Here is a 16,739-nt window from a genome sequence, read left to right on the forward strand (position 1 = left end):
AAGTTTTAAAAATTGTGGTACTGCGCACCACAACGCACAAGAGGAGGAACACCTGCATTCCCCCTCTTGCATATCCCCGCGCCGCCTCACAAAGCTAAATGTTATCGGTGATAATTGAATAAATGACTAACGGCTCTGATAATACGTCCGTGTCGAGCTTACGCCATTTTATATTCAATTATTTCCTCAATATCTTCAGGGGGACGATATTCTCTCTCCGATTAAATATTATATGAAAATTCATTCGGCGAAGGTATTTTGTGACATAAACGAGATAGAGTTTTGTAGTTTCAAATAATTAACTTGGCAAATTAAGATGCATACAGAACTTGAAAAGCTTCTAAATCTAAAATGCCTTTAGTCGACTAAAAACAGGTTGAGTGCTTGAACAACCAACCTGTCTTTAGTATTTATTGCAAAGCTAGTCTTTATATACCCAACGATACAGCGTTGGTAAAACCAACAATGTCAAAGCGGTTGAACTGATTAAACCACCTACGATAACTACGGCTAATGGCTTTTGGATTTCACTACCAATCCCACTCGATAATAATATGGGAATCAAACCTAGCCCAGAGGTTAATGCGGTCATTAACACAGGGCGCAACCTGCCAACCGTTCCTTCATACACTGATTCATACAATGGCTCGCCACTGGCTCGTCGCTGATTAATCGAATCAACCAACACCACACTATTAAGCACCGCAACCCCAAATAAGGTAATAAAACCAATTGAACTTGGAACCGATAAATAAGTGCCAGTAAAGTACAATGCCATTACCCCACCAATCAATGCCAGTGGCACGTTAGCCATGATCAGTAAAACTTGTTTAACACTTCCAAATGAGAAGAACAGTAACATAGCAATTAAGACTATCGACACAGGCACGACCAACATCAGTTTTTGTTGTGCTCGTTGCTGATTTTCGTACTGACCACCGACAACTACAGTATATCCAGCAGGTAAATTGGCTTTCGGCACAGCCGCATAAATGTCTTTTACCACTGATCCCATATCTCGACCAGAAACATTAGCTTGTACCACTACTCGACGTTGAACATCGTCACGACGGATATTGGGAGGCGCCATTTCAACATTGACATCGGCAACTTCGCCTAAACGCACAGTTGCACCGCTGACTCCAGTTAATATCAAGTTGCGAATTGCATCAGGACTTGAACGAAAACGTTTGGCTAAGCGTACGTTAATATCGTATCTGGCATTACCATCGATGACTTGCCCAGCACTAGCACCGCCAATACCTTGACTGATCAAAGACATAACTTCATCAACACTGATCCCATAACGAGCCAATTTAGCTCTATTGGGTCTTACCACTAGCTGAGCTTCACCACTGACTTGTTCTAAAGACACATCCACGGCACCGGGAATTTTCGCTACCAACTTACTTAACTCTTCACCTTTTTTTGACAACACATTCAGATCAGGACCAAACAATTTGATGGCCAACTGTGCTTTTACACCAGATAAAAGTTCGTCTACTCGGGTGGCAATCGGTTGTGAGAAGGTAAACAATAAACCAGGAAAGGCACTGAGTTTTTTCTCCATCAGTCGTTGCAGTTCAAAACGATTTGTAGCACTCGTCCACTGCTCTACAGGTTTCAATCCGATATAAATTTCAATGTTACTTACAGGCTCAGGATCACCACCTAACTCTGGAGCACCGACACGACTTAACGCATAATTAACTTCAGGAAAAGCCAATAACAGCTTTTCAATTTTTGGAGCTACATTAACGGATGATTGTAAACTTGCTGTTGGTGCTAAAGTCACCCTTAAATTGATGGTTCCTTCTTCTAATTCAGGCACAAATTCAGTACCTAACTTAGGCAGTAAAGTCATGCTAACCGTAAATACTGTCACAGCCAGTAAAATTACAGTCTTCGGTTTAGCGAATACCACTGTCAGCACTTTTCGGTAAACCAATTCTAATGGTTTTAACACTACCGATTGCTTTAACGTTACACCTGATTTGAACAAGTACACGGCTAGCGCTGGTACGACAACTAAAGCCACGACTAATGCCGAAATCATCGCAAGAATAATGCTTACCGCCATAGGCTGAAATAGCTTTCCTTCTACGCCTTCCAGTGCAAATAATGGTGCGAACACAACGATAATAATGGCGGTTGCAAAGAAGATTGGACTGCATACTTCTTTTGCTGCATTAAGCACTTCTTTAGAAATTTGTAGAATAGAAGTCTTATTTTCTTGTTTGTGTTGAGTGAGGTGTTTGAAAATGTTCTCAACCATTACAACCGAGCCATCGACTAGCATACCAATCGCAACGGCTAATCCACCTAATGACATCAAATTAGCTGATAAGCCATAGTAAGACATCACCATTAACGCTAAGCCAATTGAGACGGGGATCGACAGCAATACCAACATGGTCGCTCTGATATTGACGAGGAATAACGCTAAAATCACCACAATAAATACAAACGCTAACAGCAAAGCGTCTTTTACTGTGGTAACCGCTTTTTCCACTAGATCCGATTGATCATAAAAAGGCTGAAACGTCACACCTTTTGGTAATGCTTGTTCAATCATTGGAACACGAGCTTTGATATCATCAATCGTGGCTTTGGTATTAGCTCCAAGGCGTTTTAATACCACTCCTGCAACAACTTCTCCCATGTTTTGAGGATGACCTTTCGGATCACGCTTAGTCATGGTCACTGCACCTACACGAATTTCGTTACCGTAAGCGACGTTAGCGATATCAGATACTTTAACTGGCGTCCCGTTATGTTCAATTAACGGTATTTGAGCTATCGCAGCAAGCCCTGCTTTTCCTGCAGGTAAAAAACCGTAGCCTCTGACAACAAGTTGCTCTTGACCTTGCGGCATGAACCAACCGCCAGCATTGCGATTGTTTTTTTCTAGCGCTTCTGTCACTTGGCTCATGGTTATACCGTAAGCACGTAATTTATTAGGATTGACCTGTACTTGGTATTGCCTAACTTCACCACCAAATGACAGAACATCGGTCACACCACTGACAGGCATTAAAATCAGCTTCACTAAATAGTCATTCAAACTTCTTAATTCAGCGGCTGATATGCCAGAACTTGGTTCTGCACGAAGTATGTATTGATATATCTGCCCAAGCCCTGATGTGTTAGGACCGATTTCCGGTGTACCCACACCATCAGGAATGGCTTCTTTTGCAGCCTGAAGTTGTTCAAAAACTTGCTGCCTTGCAAAATAGATATCTGTGCCTTCTTTAAAAACCACAGTCACTAAAGATAAACCTGTACGAGATAAGGATCTGACTTCCGTTACAGCAGGCAGCGCATACATAGCGGATTCAACAGGGTAAGTGATCAGCTTTTCAACTTCTTCTGCCGCTAACCCTTCCGCTTCGGTATTAACCGTTACCTGCACGTTAGTAACGTCAGGAAAAGCGTCAAGATTCAGTTTAGGTAGCATGGCAATGCTGCCGCCAATAGCAAAAAGTAAAGTCAGAGACACTAACAGCCGCTTATCAACAGCAAACTCAATTAATTTGTTTAGCATAGTGATGACTCCTGCAGTTAGTGATTGTGAATATCAAAGCCCGATTTCGCTTTTTCTGAAGCAAGAAAGAACGCACCTTCTAGCACGATTTGTGCATTATCTTGTTTCAAGTGCGTAAATTCAGGGCTCACAATCCGACTTAAACCACCTTGGCGTTCAGCAATTTCAACTTCAATGGCTTCGAAACCATCTTCATCTTTGAGAAATAACTGCCAATCACCGTCACCGCTCCGTGTAAGCGCAGAATCAGGTACGACTATACCTTGCTGCGACTTATCACCTGCCGAGAAGTACAACTCAACAAACTCGCCTGCATGTAATTTATGTGATGAATTATCAATACTAAACAACACTTCTTCAGTACGTGTTGCTTTATCCAACTCATGGGAACGGCCAATCAATTTGGATTCCACTAGGGTATTACCAATTTTGACTACCGCTTTGCGTTGTGCAGTTAAATCTTTCGATTGCGCTGGCGTTAACTCCGCTTTCACCCATAAGCTCGATTCGTCAGTGAGTTGTAACAGCGGTGTACCTGCAGGGTTTATTTGTCCTACTCGGCTAATATCCTGCTGAACTCGGCCATTTAATGGCGACAGTAACTCAAAACTTCCCACAGATTCCGGAGTGCGTTTCAAAATCGCAATTTGCGCTTCAGTCATGTTAATAGAACGCAAAATGGCTTTTTTCAACTGTGCATCAATCAAGGTTTGTTGACGCTGGCTATCACTGACTGCATTTTTACTTAAGCGTTTTACTCTATCCCATTCTTTTGCAGCATTAATGTATTCAGCTTGGGCTTGAGCAACGTCCTTACCGCCTAGCACTAGAAGTATCTGCCCTTTTTTGACTTCTTGACCGGGTACAATTTTTCTTTGCAGGACTAAGACGTCTAACTGCGGATCAATAACTGCGGTTAAATTGCGATTAACCGCTAAAGTAGCAGTCGCCATATGTTGAACATCAAGATTATCCAGCCCCAATACAGGACTGTTGATAGAAGCTAATTTGATACCCGCAAGCTCCATTTGCACGTTAGTTAATTGTAATGCCTCAGAATGACTATCTTCATCTGAATGTTCAGCCATTTTGGGCTTAAGTAAAGATTTAGCAGGCTCATCATGATTATGTCCTTCTCCTGCATAACTTACTGGAATAGCTAAACCAATATTCATCAGAATGGTTAAGCTAAGCATCGATTGCTTTATGGTAATGTTTTTATTCATTGTTTTGCCTCAAGCTATGGCTACGCCATAACTTTATAGACAGACCACAACGCAAAACGTGATCTGTCAAAGGTTTTATTTGATAACGAATTCAGGATGCCGGAAAGCTAAAAGTCTCTTTTTAAAAGAAATGCAATTCGTTATCAGCGAATTTGATTAAACCTGTTGAGACGATATGGGAGGGCGATATGCAGGAGCAATATCTGGTGGAAAGTAATTTATAACATTTAGAGTAATATCTGTTGTGCGAGCAATCGTATTATCAATTTGAAGTACGGAAATGAGAGAAACATAGGTACCGTGACATTGGCAATCCAAGCACAAATCAACCACTTTGCTATGTTGATGCTCACTCTTATCTGGGCCTTGGTTCCAGTCATCTATGGAACACTGATCATTTGAAACCGTTTTGGTAATCTCTAGCTGCAAGTGAACGTGACTGTCACCTTCGGCTTGATGCTCAGTCTCATGAATTTGATGCGCACCAACATTTGCCACAAATAATTGCAGTAGCATGATTGTTGTTACCAATGTTGTTGTTAATATTCGCAGCAAATCAAGTCAACCTATAAAATTCACTAGTGATATTACCGAATACACTTGAATAAGAAAAGAGCTATTCAATAAGCCAGAACTCATCTATGAGATCTTTCTCTTATTTTTATATTGTAGTTTTGGGTGACAAGGCTATATCTTGTTATTTGTAGTGTAATTAATCTAAAAGGCTTTGGGACAGAAGCTCGTTTAGCCTCGTTGAGGCAGCTTAGGGGATTTAAAAGGGGAAAAAGCTGGTGTTTTCCCTTTTTGACGGTGTGATACGCTGTACCACGACTTTAAAAACTACAAGGTCATCGCCGCAATCCACCCAAATACTAGCAACGGAATGTTGTAGTGGATAAAGGTCGGTATCACGCTATCTCGCATATGATCATGTTGGCCATCGGCATTCAAACCTGCGGTTGGACCTAAGGTTGAGTCTGACGCAGGTGAGCCTGCATCCCCTAATGCTCCTGCGGTACCAACTAAAGCAATGGTGGCGGCAGGTGAAAAGCCAAATTGCAGTGCTAGTGGAACGTAAATCGCTGCAATAATGGGAACCGTTGAAAAAGATGAGCCAATCCCCATAGTGATAAACAGTCCTACAATCAGCATTAAGAATGCCGCTAAGGCTTTGCTATTTCCAATTAATGCTTCGATTGAAGTGACCAATGATGCTACTTCACCCGTTTGTTTTATTACTGCGGCAAATCCTGATGCTGAAATCATAATAAAGCCAATGGCTGCCATCATTCTAACGCCTTGATTGAAAATATCTTGATCGTTCACATTGCGAATCGCGCCAGAGAAACTGAATACAATAAAACCGATTAATGCACCAAAAATCATAGAACCAGTGTATAGCTGTACAGACAACATTGAAGCAATCGCTAAAACAGCTATCACTAAATCAGCCTTTTTCATGGTTTGTATTACGAACGTTTCAGTATCTTTGACTTGGTATTCTCTCGGCTTTCTATAGCTAATAAATACTGCTGTGAGTAGACCAACTATCATACCAATTGCAGGCAGTAACATTGCAGATGGTACTTGATCTTTGACCACACTTAAGCCGTTATTGTTTAAATTCGCCAGCAAAATGCTATCAAGGAATATGCCACCAAAACCGATAGGTAGGATCATATATGTAGTGACTAAACCGAAGGTTAAAATGCAAGCAATCAACCTTCTGTCTAATTTGAATTTATTCATCAGACCCAATAGCGGAGGGATCATAATTGGGATGAAAGCAATGTGAATTGGAAGAATGTTCTGTGAGCTAATGGCCATAGCTAAAACGGCAAATAACATACTCCACTTTACGATTTTTACATTATTGTTATCAGGAGTTTTCCCCAGCTTTTTAATGATAGATTGTGACAACCAATCAGCTAAACCCGAATGGGAAAGTGCAACTGCAAATGCACCTAATAGTGCATAACTCAGTGCTATCTCAGCACCACCACCTAAGCCATTATTAAAAGCATCAACTGTCGCCTTTAAATCCATACCGCCTAATAAACCTGCGACTAGGCTACTGACTGTTAGAGAGATCACCACATTTATTCGAAATAGGCTTAACAACATCATCAAGCTTACTGCGATGACAACAGAATTCATGCCTCTACCTTTTAGTTATTTTTATGAATAGCTATATTTATGCCCTTGTTTTGTGTACGTGTAAAGTACGAATTTTGTTGAAATTTTAGAGTTTCAGATCAGAAACTAATAAAAGTTGACCAGTTTATAAGGAAATGGGTTGTCAGCAGTGATTCACATCTTATAATGCTTCTAGATTTATTGATGCTGATCATGGAACCGATGAAATATGTGAGTCATATGGATTCAATTTTCGGGTCAGTAATTTATTTTTCCTCATAAAAGATGGAGATCAAAAATGGGTGTATTAGTAGGCCGCAAGGCTCCTAATTTCACGGCTGCGGCTGTTTTGGGTTCTGGTGAAATCGTTGATAGTTTTAACCTAGAAGATGCAATTAAAGGTAAGCCAGCGGTTATCTTTTTCTATCCTCTAGACTTTACTTTTGTTTGTCCATCTGAGTTGATCGCATTCGATCACAGAATGGAAGAGTTCACTAAGCGTGGTGTTGAAGTTATCGGTGTTTCTATCGATTCTCAATTCACTCACAACGCATGGCGTAACACTCCAGTAAACGAAGGTGGTATTGGTCCAGTTAAGTACACCCTAGTTGCTGACGTTAAGCACGAAATCTGTCAAGCATATGACGTTGAGCACCCAGAAGCTGGTGTTGCTTTCCGTGGTTCTTTCCTTGTAGACAAAGACGGCCAAGTACGTCACCAAGTAGTTAACGATCTTCCACTAGGTCGTAACGTTGACGAAATGCTACGTATGATCGACGCACTTCAATTCCACGAAGAGCACGGTGAAGTATGTCCAGCAGGTTGGAACAAAGGTGAAAAAGGCATGCAAGCTGATCCAGCTGGCGTTGCAAACTACCTAAGCGAAAACGCTGACGCTCTATAATTAATTATTAGAGCTGATATGAAAAAGCTGCCGAATGGCGGCTTTTTTTATGTCGAAGAAAGTGAATAATACCAATCGTCAATTTGAGCGGTTGTAACACCAACACCACCGCAGACAATAACTAGAATGTTTTCTTTATCTTGCCAAAAAGGGTTATCACTATTTAAAGTTGCAGCAATAGAGGCACCACAAGCTGGTTCGGTTAAAATACGATGCTCATTGAGCAGAGTTTTACAACCAATGATGGCTTCCAAGTCAGTGACTCTATGTGGAGTGATGGGATATTGCTGAGTATATTTGAAAGCTTGAGTCGCAACTTGAGTTGCACCAAGCGAGGTTGCGATACTGGTGATATTGTTTATATCAACCAACTCTCCAGCCTGACAAGCTTGAGTCAACGAATCGGCACCATTGGTCTCAACAGCTAAAATAGGCGTGTTGTCCGCATTGTTCCTTTTTAATCCTTCCACAACGCCGCATAATAAACCGCCCCCTCCAACTGAAAGCACAACAGCATCAGGTACTTGCCCAGCATCGAACACTTCATCAATTATTGTGGCGTGACCTTGCCAAATTTCAGATGCATCAAACGGATGAATGTAGCGAATGTCATCAGAACAGGTGTGAATTGCGCTGGAATGTGCTTCCGCCCAATTGCTGCCTTTTACTATGACGGTAGCCCCTTCGGCTTGAATTAAATCTATCGCTCGTTGTTTGGTGGTTTCAGGAACATAAACCGTTACAGGTATATTTAGTTGTCGCCCACAGTAGGCAACAGCTAGCCCCGCATTACCACCAGAAGATGAAACAAAGCCTTTAGCCCCTTGCTTTGCATATTGCTGACAAATAAACCCAATACCTCTAGTTTTAAAAGAACCACTGGGTTGCATTGCATCCATTTTAAGCCAAACGTTTGCATTCAGCTTTTGCCCAAGTGACAAAGATTGGATTAGTGGAGTGTTGATATGCAGAGGCTTTGTCATTGCAGGTTACGCTTCTTCTTGTTGCTCAGGAACTTCTAACGGCCAGCCACCTAAGGCTTTCCACTTATTAACGATGTGGCAAAAAAGTTCAGCAGTGCGCTCAGTATCATACAAGGCGGAGTGAGCTTCTTTATTGTCAAAATCAATACCTGCATTTTCGCAAGCTTTAGCTAGCACTGTATGACCTAAAGCTAAACCAGATAATGAAGCAGTATCAAAAGTTGCAAAAGGGTGGAAAGGAGAACGTTTAATGCCATTACGTTCGATAGCTTGAGTTACAAAGCCATGATCGAATGCTGCATTGTGAGCAACAATAATAGAACGATGGCATTCAGAAGCTTTCTGCGCTTTCTTTACTTCTTTGATGATTTCTTTAAAGGCATCTTTTTCGTCTACAGCACCGCGCAGTGGGTTGGTTGGGTCTATTCCATTAAATTCAATGGCTGCCGGTTCAATGTTCGCACCCTCGAAAGGTTCAATGTGGTAATGCAAAGTTCTATCAAGGACTAATTCACCCGAATTATCCATTTTTAACAGAGTAACGGCGATTTCGAGTAGGGCATCGGTTTTAGCATTAAAGCCTGCCGTTTCGACATCTATCACCACAGGGAAGAAGCCACGAAATCTATGTTTTAGTTTATTTGGATCGAAAGTTTCACTCATGTATTAACTCTGTAAAAGTAATTTTTTATCATCTATTGAAAGATTATCCTTGATTGACGTCTCTGTGTCATTCATGTCGGTACGGATTTTTTACTAAAGAAGATAAATTTTGAGCCGATAACATCATTGTAAATAGAAAAAGAGATTTAACTATGTGGCGAAAATTAACCATTGCTGGATTATTACTAGTACCGTTAACTTCAATGGCACAATTGCGTCATTTCGTAGCAAATTTGGATGAATCTCAATGGCGGGTAACTCAAAATAGTCCCATCGAGTGCCGATTGGAGCATCAGATCCCATTATATGGGAACGCCGTTTTTTCCAGTTTCGCTTCTAAAAAAATCAACCTAGACTTTGAACTTGCCATGTGGCAAAAGCCCGAAAAGGTCACCAAAGCTCGATTAGTCAGTCGTGCTCCTCAATGGCGTCCTGGCAAGCCTGATAAAGCCATCACTGAAATTACTTATCAAAGATATTTTAATGGCGAGGTTCCAAAGCCAGCGGCATGGTCGATGCTGAATGAATTAGCAAAAGGAATGCAACCAACGTTTTACTATACAGATTGGTTTCGATCTGAGCAGCAAGTTGCGGTAGGTTTGTCTGCTGCGAACTTTAGAAGAATGTACAACCAATTTAGACAATGTTTATCAAATTTATTGCCTTATTCTTTTGATGATATCGCATTTACAGTTTTGAACTTTAAATCAGGTAGCAAAGAGTTAACCGCTTATTCCTTGAAGCAAATGCAACGAGTTCAAGAATATCTTTCTTACGATCCTGAAGTTGAATTAGTTTTGGTTGATGCTTATACAGACAGCTATGGTTCAAGAAATGTTAACAAGCGAGTTTCGAATGAGCGTGCTAATCAGATCAAACAGTATCTGATGGAGCATGGTATTCAACAAAACCGTATTTTAACAACAGGGCATGGTGAAACTAAGCATCTGGTTGCAAATGATACCATTAGGGGAAGACAGCAAAACAGACGTGTTGTAATCCAGATAAGCAAAGGGGCATAAGCTCAAGTCAATTTCTTTCAGTGGCTCTTGTGAAAGGAGTCACGCTCGTTCAGGTATATCGGAAGCTTAGAGTTTTTCGAGTATACAGCTCAATATCGACCCATCAATAACAACTCAATTTTAGGCAAAAAAAAGCCCGCTTAATTAAAGCGGGCAAAATGCACAATACAATCAACAAAAAAAGGTAGGAAGTCAACCTTAAGAACCAGGGAGTTCAACCGTGTTTTCACACCATTGATAATGTTCTTGTTTTCTCAACTGAATGAATCAGCACTTCCGGAAAACGAGGCCATTTTAGGTATAGTGTAGTAAATTAACAAGTAAGTTATTTTGGGTTCTGGCATTAGGAAAACTAATATTACTACGTATTGGTATTAAAGCTTGAAAGCTCATTATTCAACATTTATTCATTGATTTTGATGTTCTTAGTGTTTTTATTCGTGTATGGCGACTAGTTTGTCATTATAAATGTTAATGTTCTATGTTGTGTGTAGTGGTTGGTTTTGCGATGTTGATGATGAAAAAAATGCAAAAAAATTAAATGTTTGTTTTTGGTCAAAATCGCGTATACATAAAGTTACCATTTAAGTGGTCTTTGAGATTGATTGTCACACTAATTTAACTAAAGTTAATATTGCTTTGTTCCCTTCAAGCCAATTCATTAAATTTTATTCTTCAACAAGCTAAAATCGCTGCATTTAGATTCACAATTGTTGCAACTATGCGTTATAGTTGATGTTTGGAATTTTAGAAGCGTTAGTTAAAATCATTTATGTTTTGTTGGCCTATTTCTGTGTACTACGAAGATACCGACGCCGGTGGTGTCGTCTATCATTCAAATTATCTTAAGTTTTTCGAACGCGCTAGGACGGAATGGCTTAAACATATTGGGGTGCAGCAAACCCAATTGTTACAAAATGATATTGCATTTGTAGTAAAGCATTGTGAAATTGATTTTAAAATTGCAGCTAAATTTGAACAAAATCTCACTGTGGTGTCTAAGATTACTGACAATCGAAAAACTTCGCTGACTTTTCATCAATCTCTCATCGATAATGACGGAAACTGTTATTGTGAAGCTAAGGTCGTAGTTGTGTGTGTCAAGTTAACTAAAATGAGACCGGCTGCGGTGCCACAATTTATTTTGCAGGAGTTAATAAGTGCAAGCTGATATTTCTTTTTTGGGGCTATTTTTAGAAGCCAGCCTTCTCGTTAAACTTGTAATGCTTACATTATTAGCATTATCAGTGCTGTCTTGGGCTGTTATTTTTCAGCGTCGTAAACTTATTTCTGCTGCGCGTAGCCAATCTTTTCAGTTCGAAGACCGATTCTGGTCAGGTGTTGATCTAAATAAACTTTACCAAGAATTAGCAGCTCGAAAAGAAAGCGTACACGGAATGGGTAGCTTATTCGTATCTGGATTTAAAGAGTACTCGCGGTTAAGTCAATTGAACGGTAATGTGCCTGAGGCCGTAATGGATGGAACGGGTAGAGCGATGCGCGTAACTCTGTCTCGTGAAATTGACGGGCTTGAGTCAAACATCTCATTATTGGCCACAATCGGTTCAACCAGTCCTTATATCGGGTTGTTTGGTACGGTCTGGGGTATTATGAATTCGTTTATTGCTCTTGGTGCAGTTGAAAACGCTACTTTAGCTATGGTTGCTCCGGGTATTGCTGAAGCGCTTATCGCCACTGCAATGGGCCTTTTTGCGGCTATTCCCGCTGTAATTGCTTATAACCGTTTTAGTACACATTTAGAAAAACTTGAAACGTCTTATATTAATTTTATGGAAGAGTTTTCTAATATTCTGCATCGTCAAGCTTATGCTAAGAAGGAGCAAGCTTGATGCAAGTGTATCAACGCAAACGCCGACGTCCTGTAGCAGAAATCAATGTAGTTCCATACATTGATGTCATGTTGGTATTATTGATTATTTTTATGGTAACCGCTCCAATTGTGACCCAAGGCGTCAAAGTTGACCTACCTTCAGCACAGTCAGAGCCATTGCCAGCAGAAGGGAAACCGCCGTTAGTCGCTTCAATTGACTCGGTGGGAGATTACTTCCTAAATGATGGCGATGGCCCTTCAAGTAAACCCAAAACCTTAGAGCAAATTAGCATTGAGGTTGCGGCAATTATTCAGCTCGAGCCTGAACGTCCTGTTGTCGTTAAAGCGGATAGAAATATCCCGTATGATCGAGTTATCCAGTTGATGGTGAGTTTGCAAGCCGCAGGAGTGCCTTCTGTTGGGTTGATGACTGAGTCGCCGGAGGAAAATTAGATGCAACAAAATTCTAATTTTTCTGTTCCTTTATTAATATCCTTGGTCATTCATGTTGGAGCAATTGCAGCTTTGGCTGTTAGCGTTGATTTTGATAAAAAGCCGACAGAAATGCCACAAGCTTCATCTGAACCCAAACTCAAAGCCGTAGTGGTTGACTCGAAAGCAGTTGCGCAAAAAGTGGCTGAAATTCGCAAACAAAAAGCGGATGCTGCAAAAAAAGAAAGAGACCGCCAAGCTGAGCTGCAACGCAAACTTGATGCTGCACGCAAAGCTCGACAAAAAGAGCAAAATCGAATTAAAAAGCTTGAGCAACAGCGTAAGCAAAAGCAGGCTGAAGCAGAGAAAGCCTCTGCCGCTGCTCGTGCTGCTAAATTAAAAGAACAGCAAGAAAAGCAAAAAGCGGCAGCAGCTGAAAAAGTAAGAAAGCAAAAGGAGCTTGAGCAAAGAGCAGCCGAAAAGGCAGCGAAAGCCGCAGCAATCAAACGTAAAAAAGAAGAGCTGGCTGCACAAAAAGCTGCAGAAGAAAGAAAACGTAAAGAGGATGAAGCTCGCAAGAAGCGTGAAGCCGAAGCTGCGCGCAAAAAGCAAGAAGAAGATTTAGCCAAGGCCTTGCAGGCTGAGCAAGCCGCCTTGAGTAAAACACGTAATCGACAGGTATTGAGTGAAGTAGCTAAATACAAGGCCTTAATCACCCAAACCATTAAGCGTAATTTGGTAGTTGATCCATCAATGAATGGTAAAACCTGCCGAGTAAACATTCGATTGGCCAAAGATGGTTTTGTTATTTCAAGTAAAACCATTGGTGGTGATAGCCTTGTTTGTCGAGCGACGAAAACCGCTATCACTAAAGCAGGGCGATTACCTATCTCGCCTGATGTGAATGTTTACGAGCAAATGAAAAATATTAACTTAGAAGTTTCACCTGAGTTCAATTGAGGAGTCTTATGAGAACCTTTGGGAAGTGGCTATTTGTTGTTGCCATTTTAATAACTAGCCCTGCGAGAGCAGCGCTTGATATCGTTATCACTGAGGGTGTAGATGCCGCACGTCCTATTGCCATAATGCCATTTGTTTGGGAAGGGCAAGGGCAGATGCCACAGCAACTCTCAGAAGTAGTCATGTCTGATTTAAAGAGAAGTGGCACATTTTCACCATTGAATGTGTTGTCATTACCTCAACAAGGGCTTTCTGATGTAGCTAACTTTAATAGCAGTGATTGGTCTGGCGTTGACTCTGAAGCATTGCTAGTTGGTCATGTAAAGCCTTATGGAAATGATCAGTACCAAGTTAAGTTTCAATTGATTGATTTGATCAAGTCACAGTTGCCTCAGCAAGGAACTGTGACTTCACCTCAAAGTTTGCTGCTTGATCAAAGTGAAGTATTAATTTCTGCTTCTCAGTTCAGATCTTATGCACATATGATCAGTAATCGAGTTTATGAAAAGCTGACAGGTATTAAAGGTGCGTTCTTAACTCGAATCGCTTACATCGTTGTAGATCGTAGCCAAGATAAACCATATCACCTAATGATTGCTGATTATGATGGCTACAACGAGACTATGTTGGTTAAGTCAGATGAGCCTTTAATGTCTCCAGTTTGGTCTCCTAATGGAAGAAAGTTGGCTTATGTGACATTTGAAAATCGAAAGTCACAAATTGTCATTCAAGATATTTTTACGCAACAACGTCAAGTTGTTACTAATTATCCGGGAATAAACGGTGCTCCAGCGTGGGCACCTGACGGCAAAAAGTTAGCAATTACTCTTTCGAAAGATGGCCAACCTGACATTTATTTACTTGATATTGCAACGAAACACTTGCGAAGATTAACAAATCATTATTCAATTGATACAGAGCCTTCTTGGTTTCCAGATGGTAAATCTATTGTTTTCACCTCGGAACGTGGCGGACGTCCTCAAATTTACCAAATGAATATACAATCTGGTAAAATAAGACGTTTAACTTTTGATGGTGAGTGGAATTTAGGTGGCTCTGTAACACCTGATGGTAAAGCGATTGTATTTGTAAATAGAACAAATAACCGTTTTCATATTGCAAGAATGGATTTAGATACTCGATTTTTGCAAATTTTAACCTCGACGACATTAGACGAATCGCCAAGTATTGCGCCTAATGGTACTATGGTTATATATGGTACAGTGTACCAAGGAAAGCAAGTATTAGCCGCCGTTTCTATGGATGGTCGCTTTAAAGCAAGATTGCCAGCTGGTCAGGGGGAAGTGAAGTCTCCGTCCTGGTCACCATTTTTATAAATAAACTTTGAAAAGGAACAGATAATGGATCTGAATAAGTTGTTAAAAGCTATGTTAGTAGCGCTTCCTGTATTAGCAATCAGTGCTTGTAGCTCTACTTCAACAGAGTCTACTCAGGGTAATGGTTCGAACGGTACAGAAGTTAGCAATGGTGGTGTTGAAACTGGCAGTGCAACCGTGATCAAAACTCCTGAAGAAATCAGAGCAGAAAAAGAAGCTGAATTACGTAAAGACAACGTTATTTACTTCGACTTCGACAATAGTCAAATTAAAGGTGCTTTCGCAGAAAACCTTCGTGCACACGGTAACTACTTACTTGAGCACCCAAATGTAAAAGTAATGATCGAAGGTCACACTGATGAGCGCGGTACTCCAGAGTACAACATCGCACTTGGTGAGCGTCGTGCTAAAGCCGTACAGAAGTTCCTACAAAACATGGGCGTACAGGCTAGTCAAATGACAGTTGTTAGCTATGGTGAAGAAAAGCCTGCTAACCCAGGTCACACTGAAGCAGCATTTGCACAAAACCGTCGTGCAGTTCTAGTTTACTAAAAGACTTTTCTTTTCGTCACTCCTGTGAGAGCAGGAGTCTAGTGACTTTTATCATGCAAAAGGCTCTGGATACTGGATTAGGTATGACGAGATGTATAAAAGTTTTACTCTTCAGTTAATGGAGTGACAGAATGAAAAAAACCGTCTTAGCCACGGTAGTTTTCCTTGGAGTGGGCGCAGCGCAAGCTGCGCCCACTCCAGTAGTGGATCTCGCTGGTGGTTCTCAAAATGATAGAGTCTCTCGTCTTGAGCGAATAATCAAAGCCAAACAACAGGCTGAATTTGAGCTTCAGCAACGCGTAGATACTCTGCAACAAGAAGTTCAAGATTTACGAGGTTTGAATGAGCAGCAGGCTTATCAAATTGAGCAAATTTTACAGCGTCAGCGCCAGTTGTTTGATGAACTAGCTAAAGTGCAATCACAGCCAGTGCAACTACCAGTATCAGATAAAACTAATACAGAGGTTGCAGATGGAGCTTCAACAACAGGTAGTTTGTCTGAAACTGACAGTTATCAGCGTGCCGTTAATTTGGTTCTGAAAGAGCGGAAGTACGACGCAGCTATTCCTGCCTTTAAAGACTTTATCAGAAAATACCCTAGCTCTAGTTTCTCAGATAACGCTAATTATTGGTTAGGCCAACTTCAGTTTAATAAAGGTGATTTAAAAAGTGCCAAAGTTGCATTTCAAACTGTAGTGAATAAGTTTGAAAAATCGGGTAAGCGAGCAGATAGCCTTATCAAGCTTGGTAAAATTGCCGAGAAGCAAAATGATAATAAATTAGCAAAACGATATTACGAACGGGTTTTGAATGAGTATCCACAAAGTTCAGAAGCTCGAATTGCTAAGAAAAATATCGCGGCCTTATAAAAACTGAGCGATAAATCACTAAATTTTGGGCGCTTAGGCTGTTTTTCAGCCAAACAAAAAAAAATCGTGTTCTTGCACTTGCATGAGAAATGGAAAACGGTATTATAGGCGCCCTCAGCACGGCAAGGTCGGGTTGAGTTAAGAGTGGGTCGTTAGCTCAGTCGGTAGAGCAGTTGGCTTTTAACCAATTGGTCGAAGGTTCGAATCCTTCACGACCCACCACTTCTTTAGATTGCGAAGTAAAATACAATCACCAAGATGGGTCGTTAGCTCAGTCGGT

The 16,739-nt window shown here is 40.9% G+C and carries 15 protein-coding genes and 1 tRNA gene; 10 read left to right on the forward strand and 6 right to left on the reverse strand.

The features are described from left to right. Positions 1-421: 421 nt before the first annotated feature. From AC1EU0_RS13485 to AC1EU0_RS13500, 4 genes are all read right to left on the reverse strand, one after another. A complete protein-coding gene (locus tag AC1EU0_RS13485) occupies positions 422-3,544 on the reverse strand; it encodes an efflux RND transporter permease subunit (protein WP_480302984.1) in 3,123 nt (1,040 codons plus the stop codon). Between the two features lie 17 nt (positions 3,545-3,561). Beyond that, positions 3,562-4,770, reverse strand: coding sequence for an efflux RND transporter periplasmic adaptor subunit (locus AC1EU0_RS13490; RefSeq protein ID WP_480302985.1), 1,209 nt, complete (start codon positions 4,768-4,770; stop codon positions 3,562-3,564). A 156-nt stretch (positions 4,771-4,926) separates the two neighbouring features. Next, on the reverse strand, positions 4,927-5,286 hold the full coding sequence (locus tag AC1EU0_RS13495) for a hypothetical protein (RefSeq protein ID WP_480302986.1): 360 nt from the start codon (positions 5,284-5,286) through the stop codon (positions 4,927-4,929). Between the two features lie 324 nt (positions 5,287-5,610). Beyond that, positions 5,611-6,927, reverse strand: a complete 1,317-nt coding sequence (locus AC1EU0_RS13500) for a Na+/H+ antiporter family protein (protein WP_480302987.1) — start codon at positions 6,925-6,927, stop codon at positions 5,611-5,613. A gap of 277 nt (positions 6,928-7,204) precedes the next feature. On the opposite strand from AC1EU0_RS13500, the gene AC1EU0_RS13505 reads away from it, so the two are divergent. After that, entirely contained in the window at positions 7,205-7,810 is a 606-nt protein-coding gene (locus AC1EU0_RS13505) for a peroxiredoxin (protein ID WP_121840582.1), read from the forward strand. A gap of 47 nt (positions 7,811-7,857) precedes the next feature. Here the strand turns inward: AC1EU0_RS13505 and AC1EU0_RS13510 are convergent, their stop codons facing one another. Together AC1EU0_RS13510 and rnt are read right to left on the reverse strand one after the other, a co-directional pair. Continuing rightward, the gene (locus AC1EU0_RS13510) at positions 7,858-8,793 is read right to left on the reverse strand and encodes a pyridoxal-phosphate dependent enzyme (RefSeq protein WP_480302988.1); all 936 of its coding nucleotides are present in this window, start codon (positions 8,791-8,793) and stop codon (positions 7,858-7,860) included. 6 nt (positions 8,794-8,799) lie between these two features. Next, positions 8,800-9,456 carry a ribonuclease T gene (gene rnt, locus AC1EU0_RS13515; protein WP_480302989.1) on the reverse strand — a complete coding sequence of 219 codons (657 nt, stop codon included), beginning with the start codon at positions 9,454-9,456 and terminating at the stop codon, positions 8,800-8,802. Positions 9,457-9,608: 152 nt separating this feature from the next. Between rnt and AC1EU0_RS13520 the strand changes: the two genes are divergently transcribed. From AC1EU0_RS13520 to AC1EU0_RS13560, 9 genes are all read left to right on the forward strand, one after another. After that, on the forward strand, positions 9,609-10,478 hold the full coding sequence (locus AC1EU0_RS13520; protein ID WP_480302990.1) for a flagellar protein MotY: 870 nt from the start codon (positions 9,609-9,611) through the stop codon (positions 10,476-10,478). 772 nt (positions 10,479-11,250) lie between these two features. Continuing rightward, complete coding sequence (ybgC, locus tag AC1EU0_RS13525; RefSeq protein ID WP_480302991.1) at positions 11,251-11,649, forward strand: tol-pal system-associated acyl-CoA thioesterase; 399 nt, start codon at positions 11,251-11,253, stop codon at positions 11,647-11,649. After that, positions 11,639-12,328: a protein TolQ gene (tolQ, locus tag AC1EU0_RS13530; protein WP_480302992.1), complete on the forward strand. Its 690-nt coding sequence runs from the start codon at positions 11,639-11,641 to the stop codon at positions 12,326-12,328. Before ybgC ends, tolQ begins: the two co-directional genes overlap by 11 nt. Continuing rightward, complete coding sequence (tolR, locus tag AC1EU0_RS13535; protein ID WP_121840454.1) at positions 12,325-12,762, forward strand: protein TolR; 438 nt, start codon at positions 12,325-12,327, stop codon at positions 12,760-12,762. Before tolQ ends, tolR begins: the two co-directional genes overlap by 4 nt. Then, the gene (gene tolA, locus AC1EU0_RS13540) at positions 12,763-13,701 is read left to right on the forward strand and encodes a cell envelope integrity protein TolA (protein ID WP_480302993.1); all 939 of its coding nucleotides are present in this window, start codon (positions 12,763-12,765) and stop codon (positions 13,699-13,701) included. 8 nt (positions 13,702-13,709) lie between these two features. Next, positions 13,710-15,038: a Tol-Pal system beta propeller repeat protein TolB gene (tolB, locus tag AC1EU0_RS13545; RefSeq protein WP_480302994.1), complete on the forward strand. Its 1,329-nt coding sequence runs from the start codon at positions 13,710-13,712 to the stop codon at positions 15,036-15,038. Between the two features lie 24 nt (positions 15,039-15,062). Continuing rightward, complete coding sequence (pal, locus tag AC1EU0_RS13550) at positions 15,063-15,590, forward strand: peptidoglycan-associated lipoprotein Pal (protein WP_480302995.1); 528 nt, start codon at positions 15,063-15,065, stop codon at positions 15,588-15,590. A 131-nt stretch (positions 15,591-15,721) separates the two neighbouring features. Then, the gene (gene ybgF / locus AC1EU0_RS13555; RefSeq protein ID WP_480302996.1) at positions 15,722-16,459 is read left to right on the forward strand and encodes a tol-pal system protein YbgF; all 738 of its coding nucleotides are present in this window, start codon (positions 15,722-15,724) and stop codon (positions 16,457-16,459) included. Positions 16,460-16,605: 146 nt separating this feature from the next. Further along, a tRNA-Lys gene (locus AC1EU0_RS13560) sits at positions 16,606-16,681 on the forward strand. Positions 16,682-16,739 lie beyond the last annotated feature (58 nt).

The organism is Parashewanella sp. 2210YD4-3 (genome assembly GCF_056591735.1).

Excerpts from the sequence above, each read along its gene's own strand:
- AC1EU0_RS13490 (WP_480302985.1), bottom strand. The coding sequence starts at position 4,770 with ATGAATAAAAACATTACCATAAAGCAATCGATGCTTAGCTTAACCATT.
- AC1EU0_RS13505 (WP_121840582.1), top strand. The coding sequence starts at position 7,205 with ATGGGTGTATTAGTAGGCCGCAAGGCTCCTAATTTCACGGCTGCGGCT.
- tolA (WP_480302993.1), top strand. The coding sequence starts at position 12,763 with ATGCAACAAAATTCTAATTTTTCTGTTCCTTTATTAATATCCTTGGTC.
- AC1EU0_RS13495 (WP_480302986.1), bottom strand. The coding sequence starts at position 5,286 with ATGCTACTGCAATTATTTGTGGCAAATGTTGGTGCGCATCAAATTCAT.
- ybgC (WP_480302991.1), top strand. The coding sequence starts at position 11,251 with ATGTTTTGTTGGCCTATTTCTGTGTACTACGAAGATACCGACGCCGGT.
- tolB (WP_480302994.1), top strand. The coding sequence starts at position 13,710 with ATGAGAACCTTTGGGAAGTGGCTATTTGTTGTTGCCATTTTAATAACT.
- AC1EU0_RS13485 (WP_480302984.1), bottom strand. The coding sequence starts at position 3,544 with ATGCTAAACAAATTAATTGAGTTTGCTGTTGATAAGCGGCTGTTAGTG.
- AC1EU0_RS13520 (WP_480302990.1), top strand. The coding sequence starts at position 9,609 with ATGTGGCGAAAATTAACCATTGCTGGATTATTACTAGTACCGTTAACT.
- ybgF (WP_480302996.1), top strand. The coding sequence starts at position 15,722 with ATGAAAAAAACCGTCTTAGCCACGGTAGTTTTCCTTGGAGTGGGCGCA.
- pal (WP_480302995.1), top strand. The coding sequence starts at position 15,063 with ATGGATCTGAATAAGTTGTTAAAAGCTATGTTAGTAGCGCTTCCTGTA.
- rnt (WP_480302989.1), bottom strand. The coding sequence starts at position 9,456 with ATGAGTGAAACTTTCGATCCAAATAAACTAAAACATAGATTTCGTGGC.
- AC1EU0_RS13510 (WP_480302988.1), bottom strand. The coding sequence starts at position 8,793 with ATGACAAAGCCTCTGCATATCAACACTCCACTAATCCAATCTTTGTCA.
- AC1EU0_RS13500 (WP_480302987.1), bottom strand. The coding sequence starts at position 6,927 with ATGAATTCTGTTGTCATCGCAGTAAGCTTGATGATGTTGTTAAGCCTA.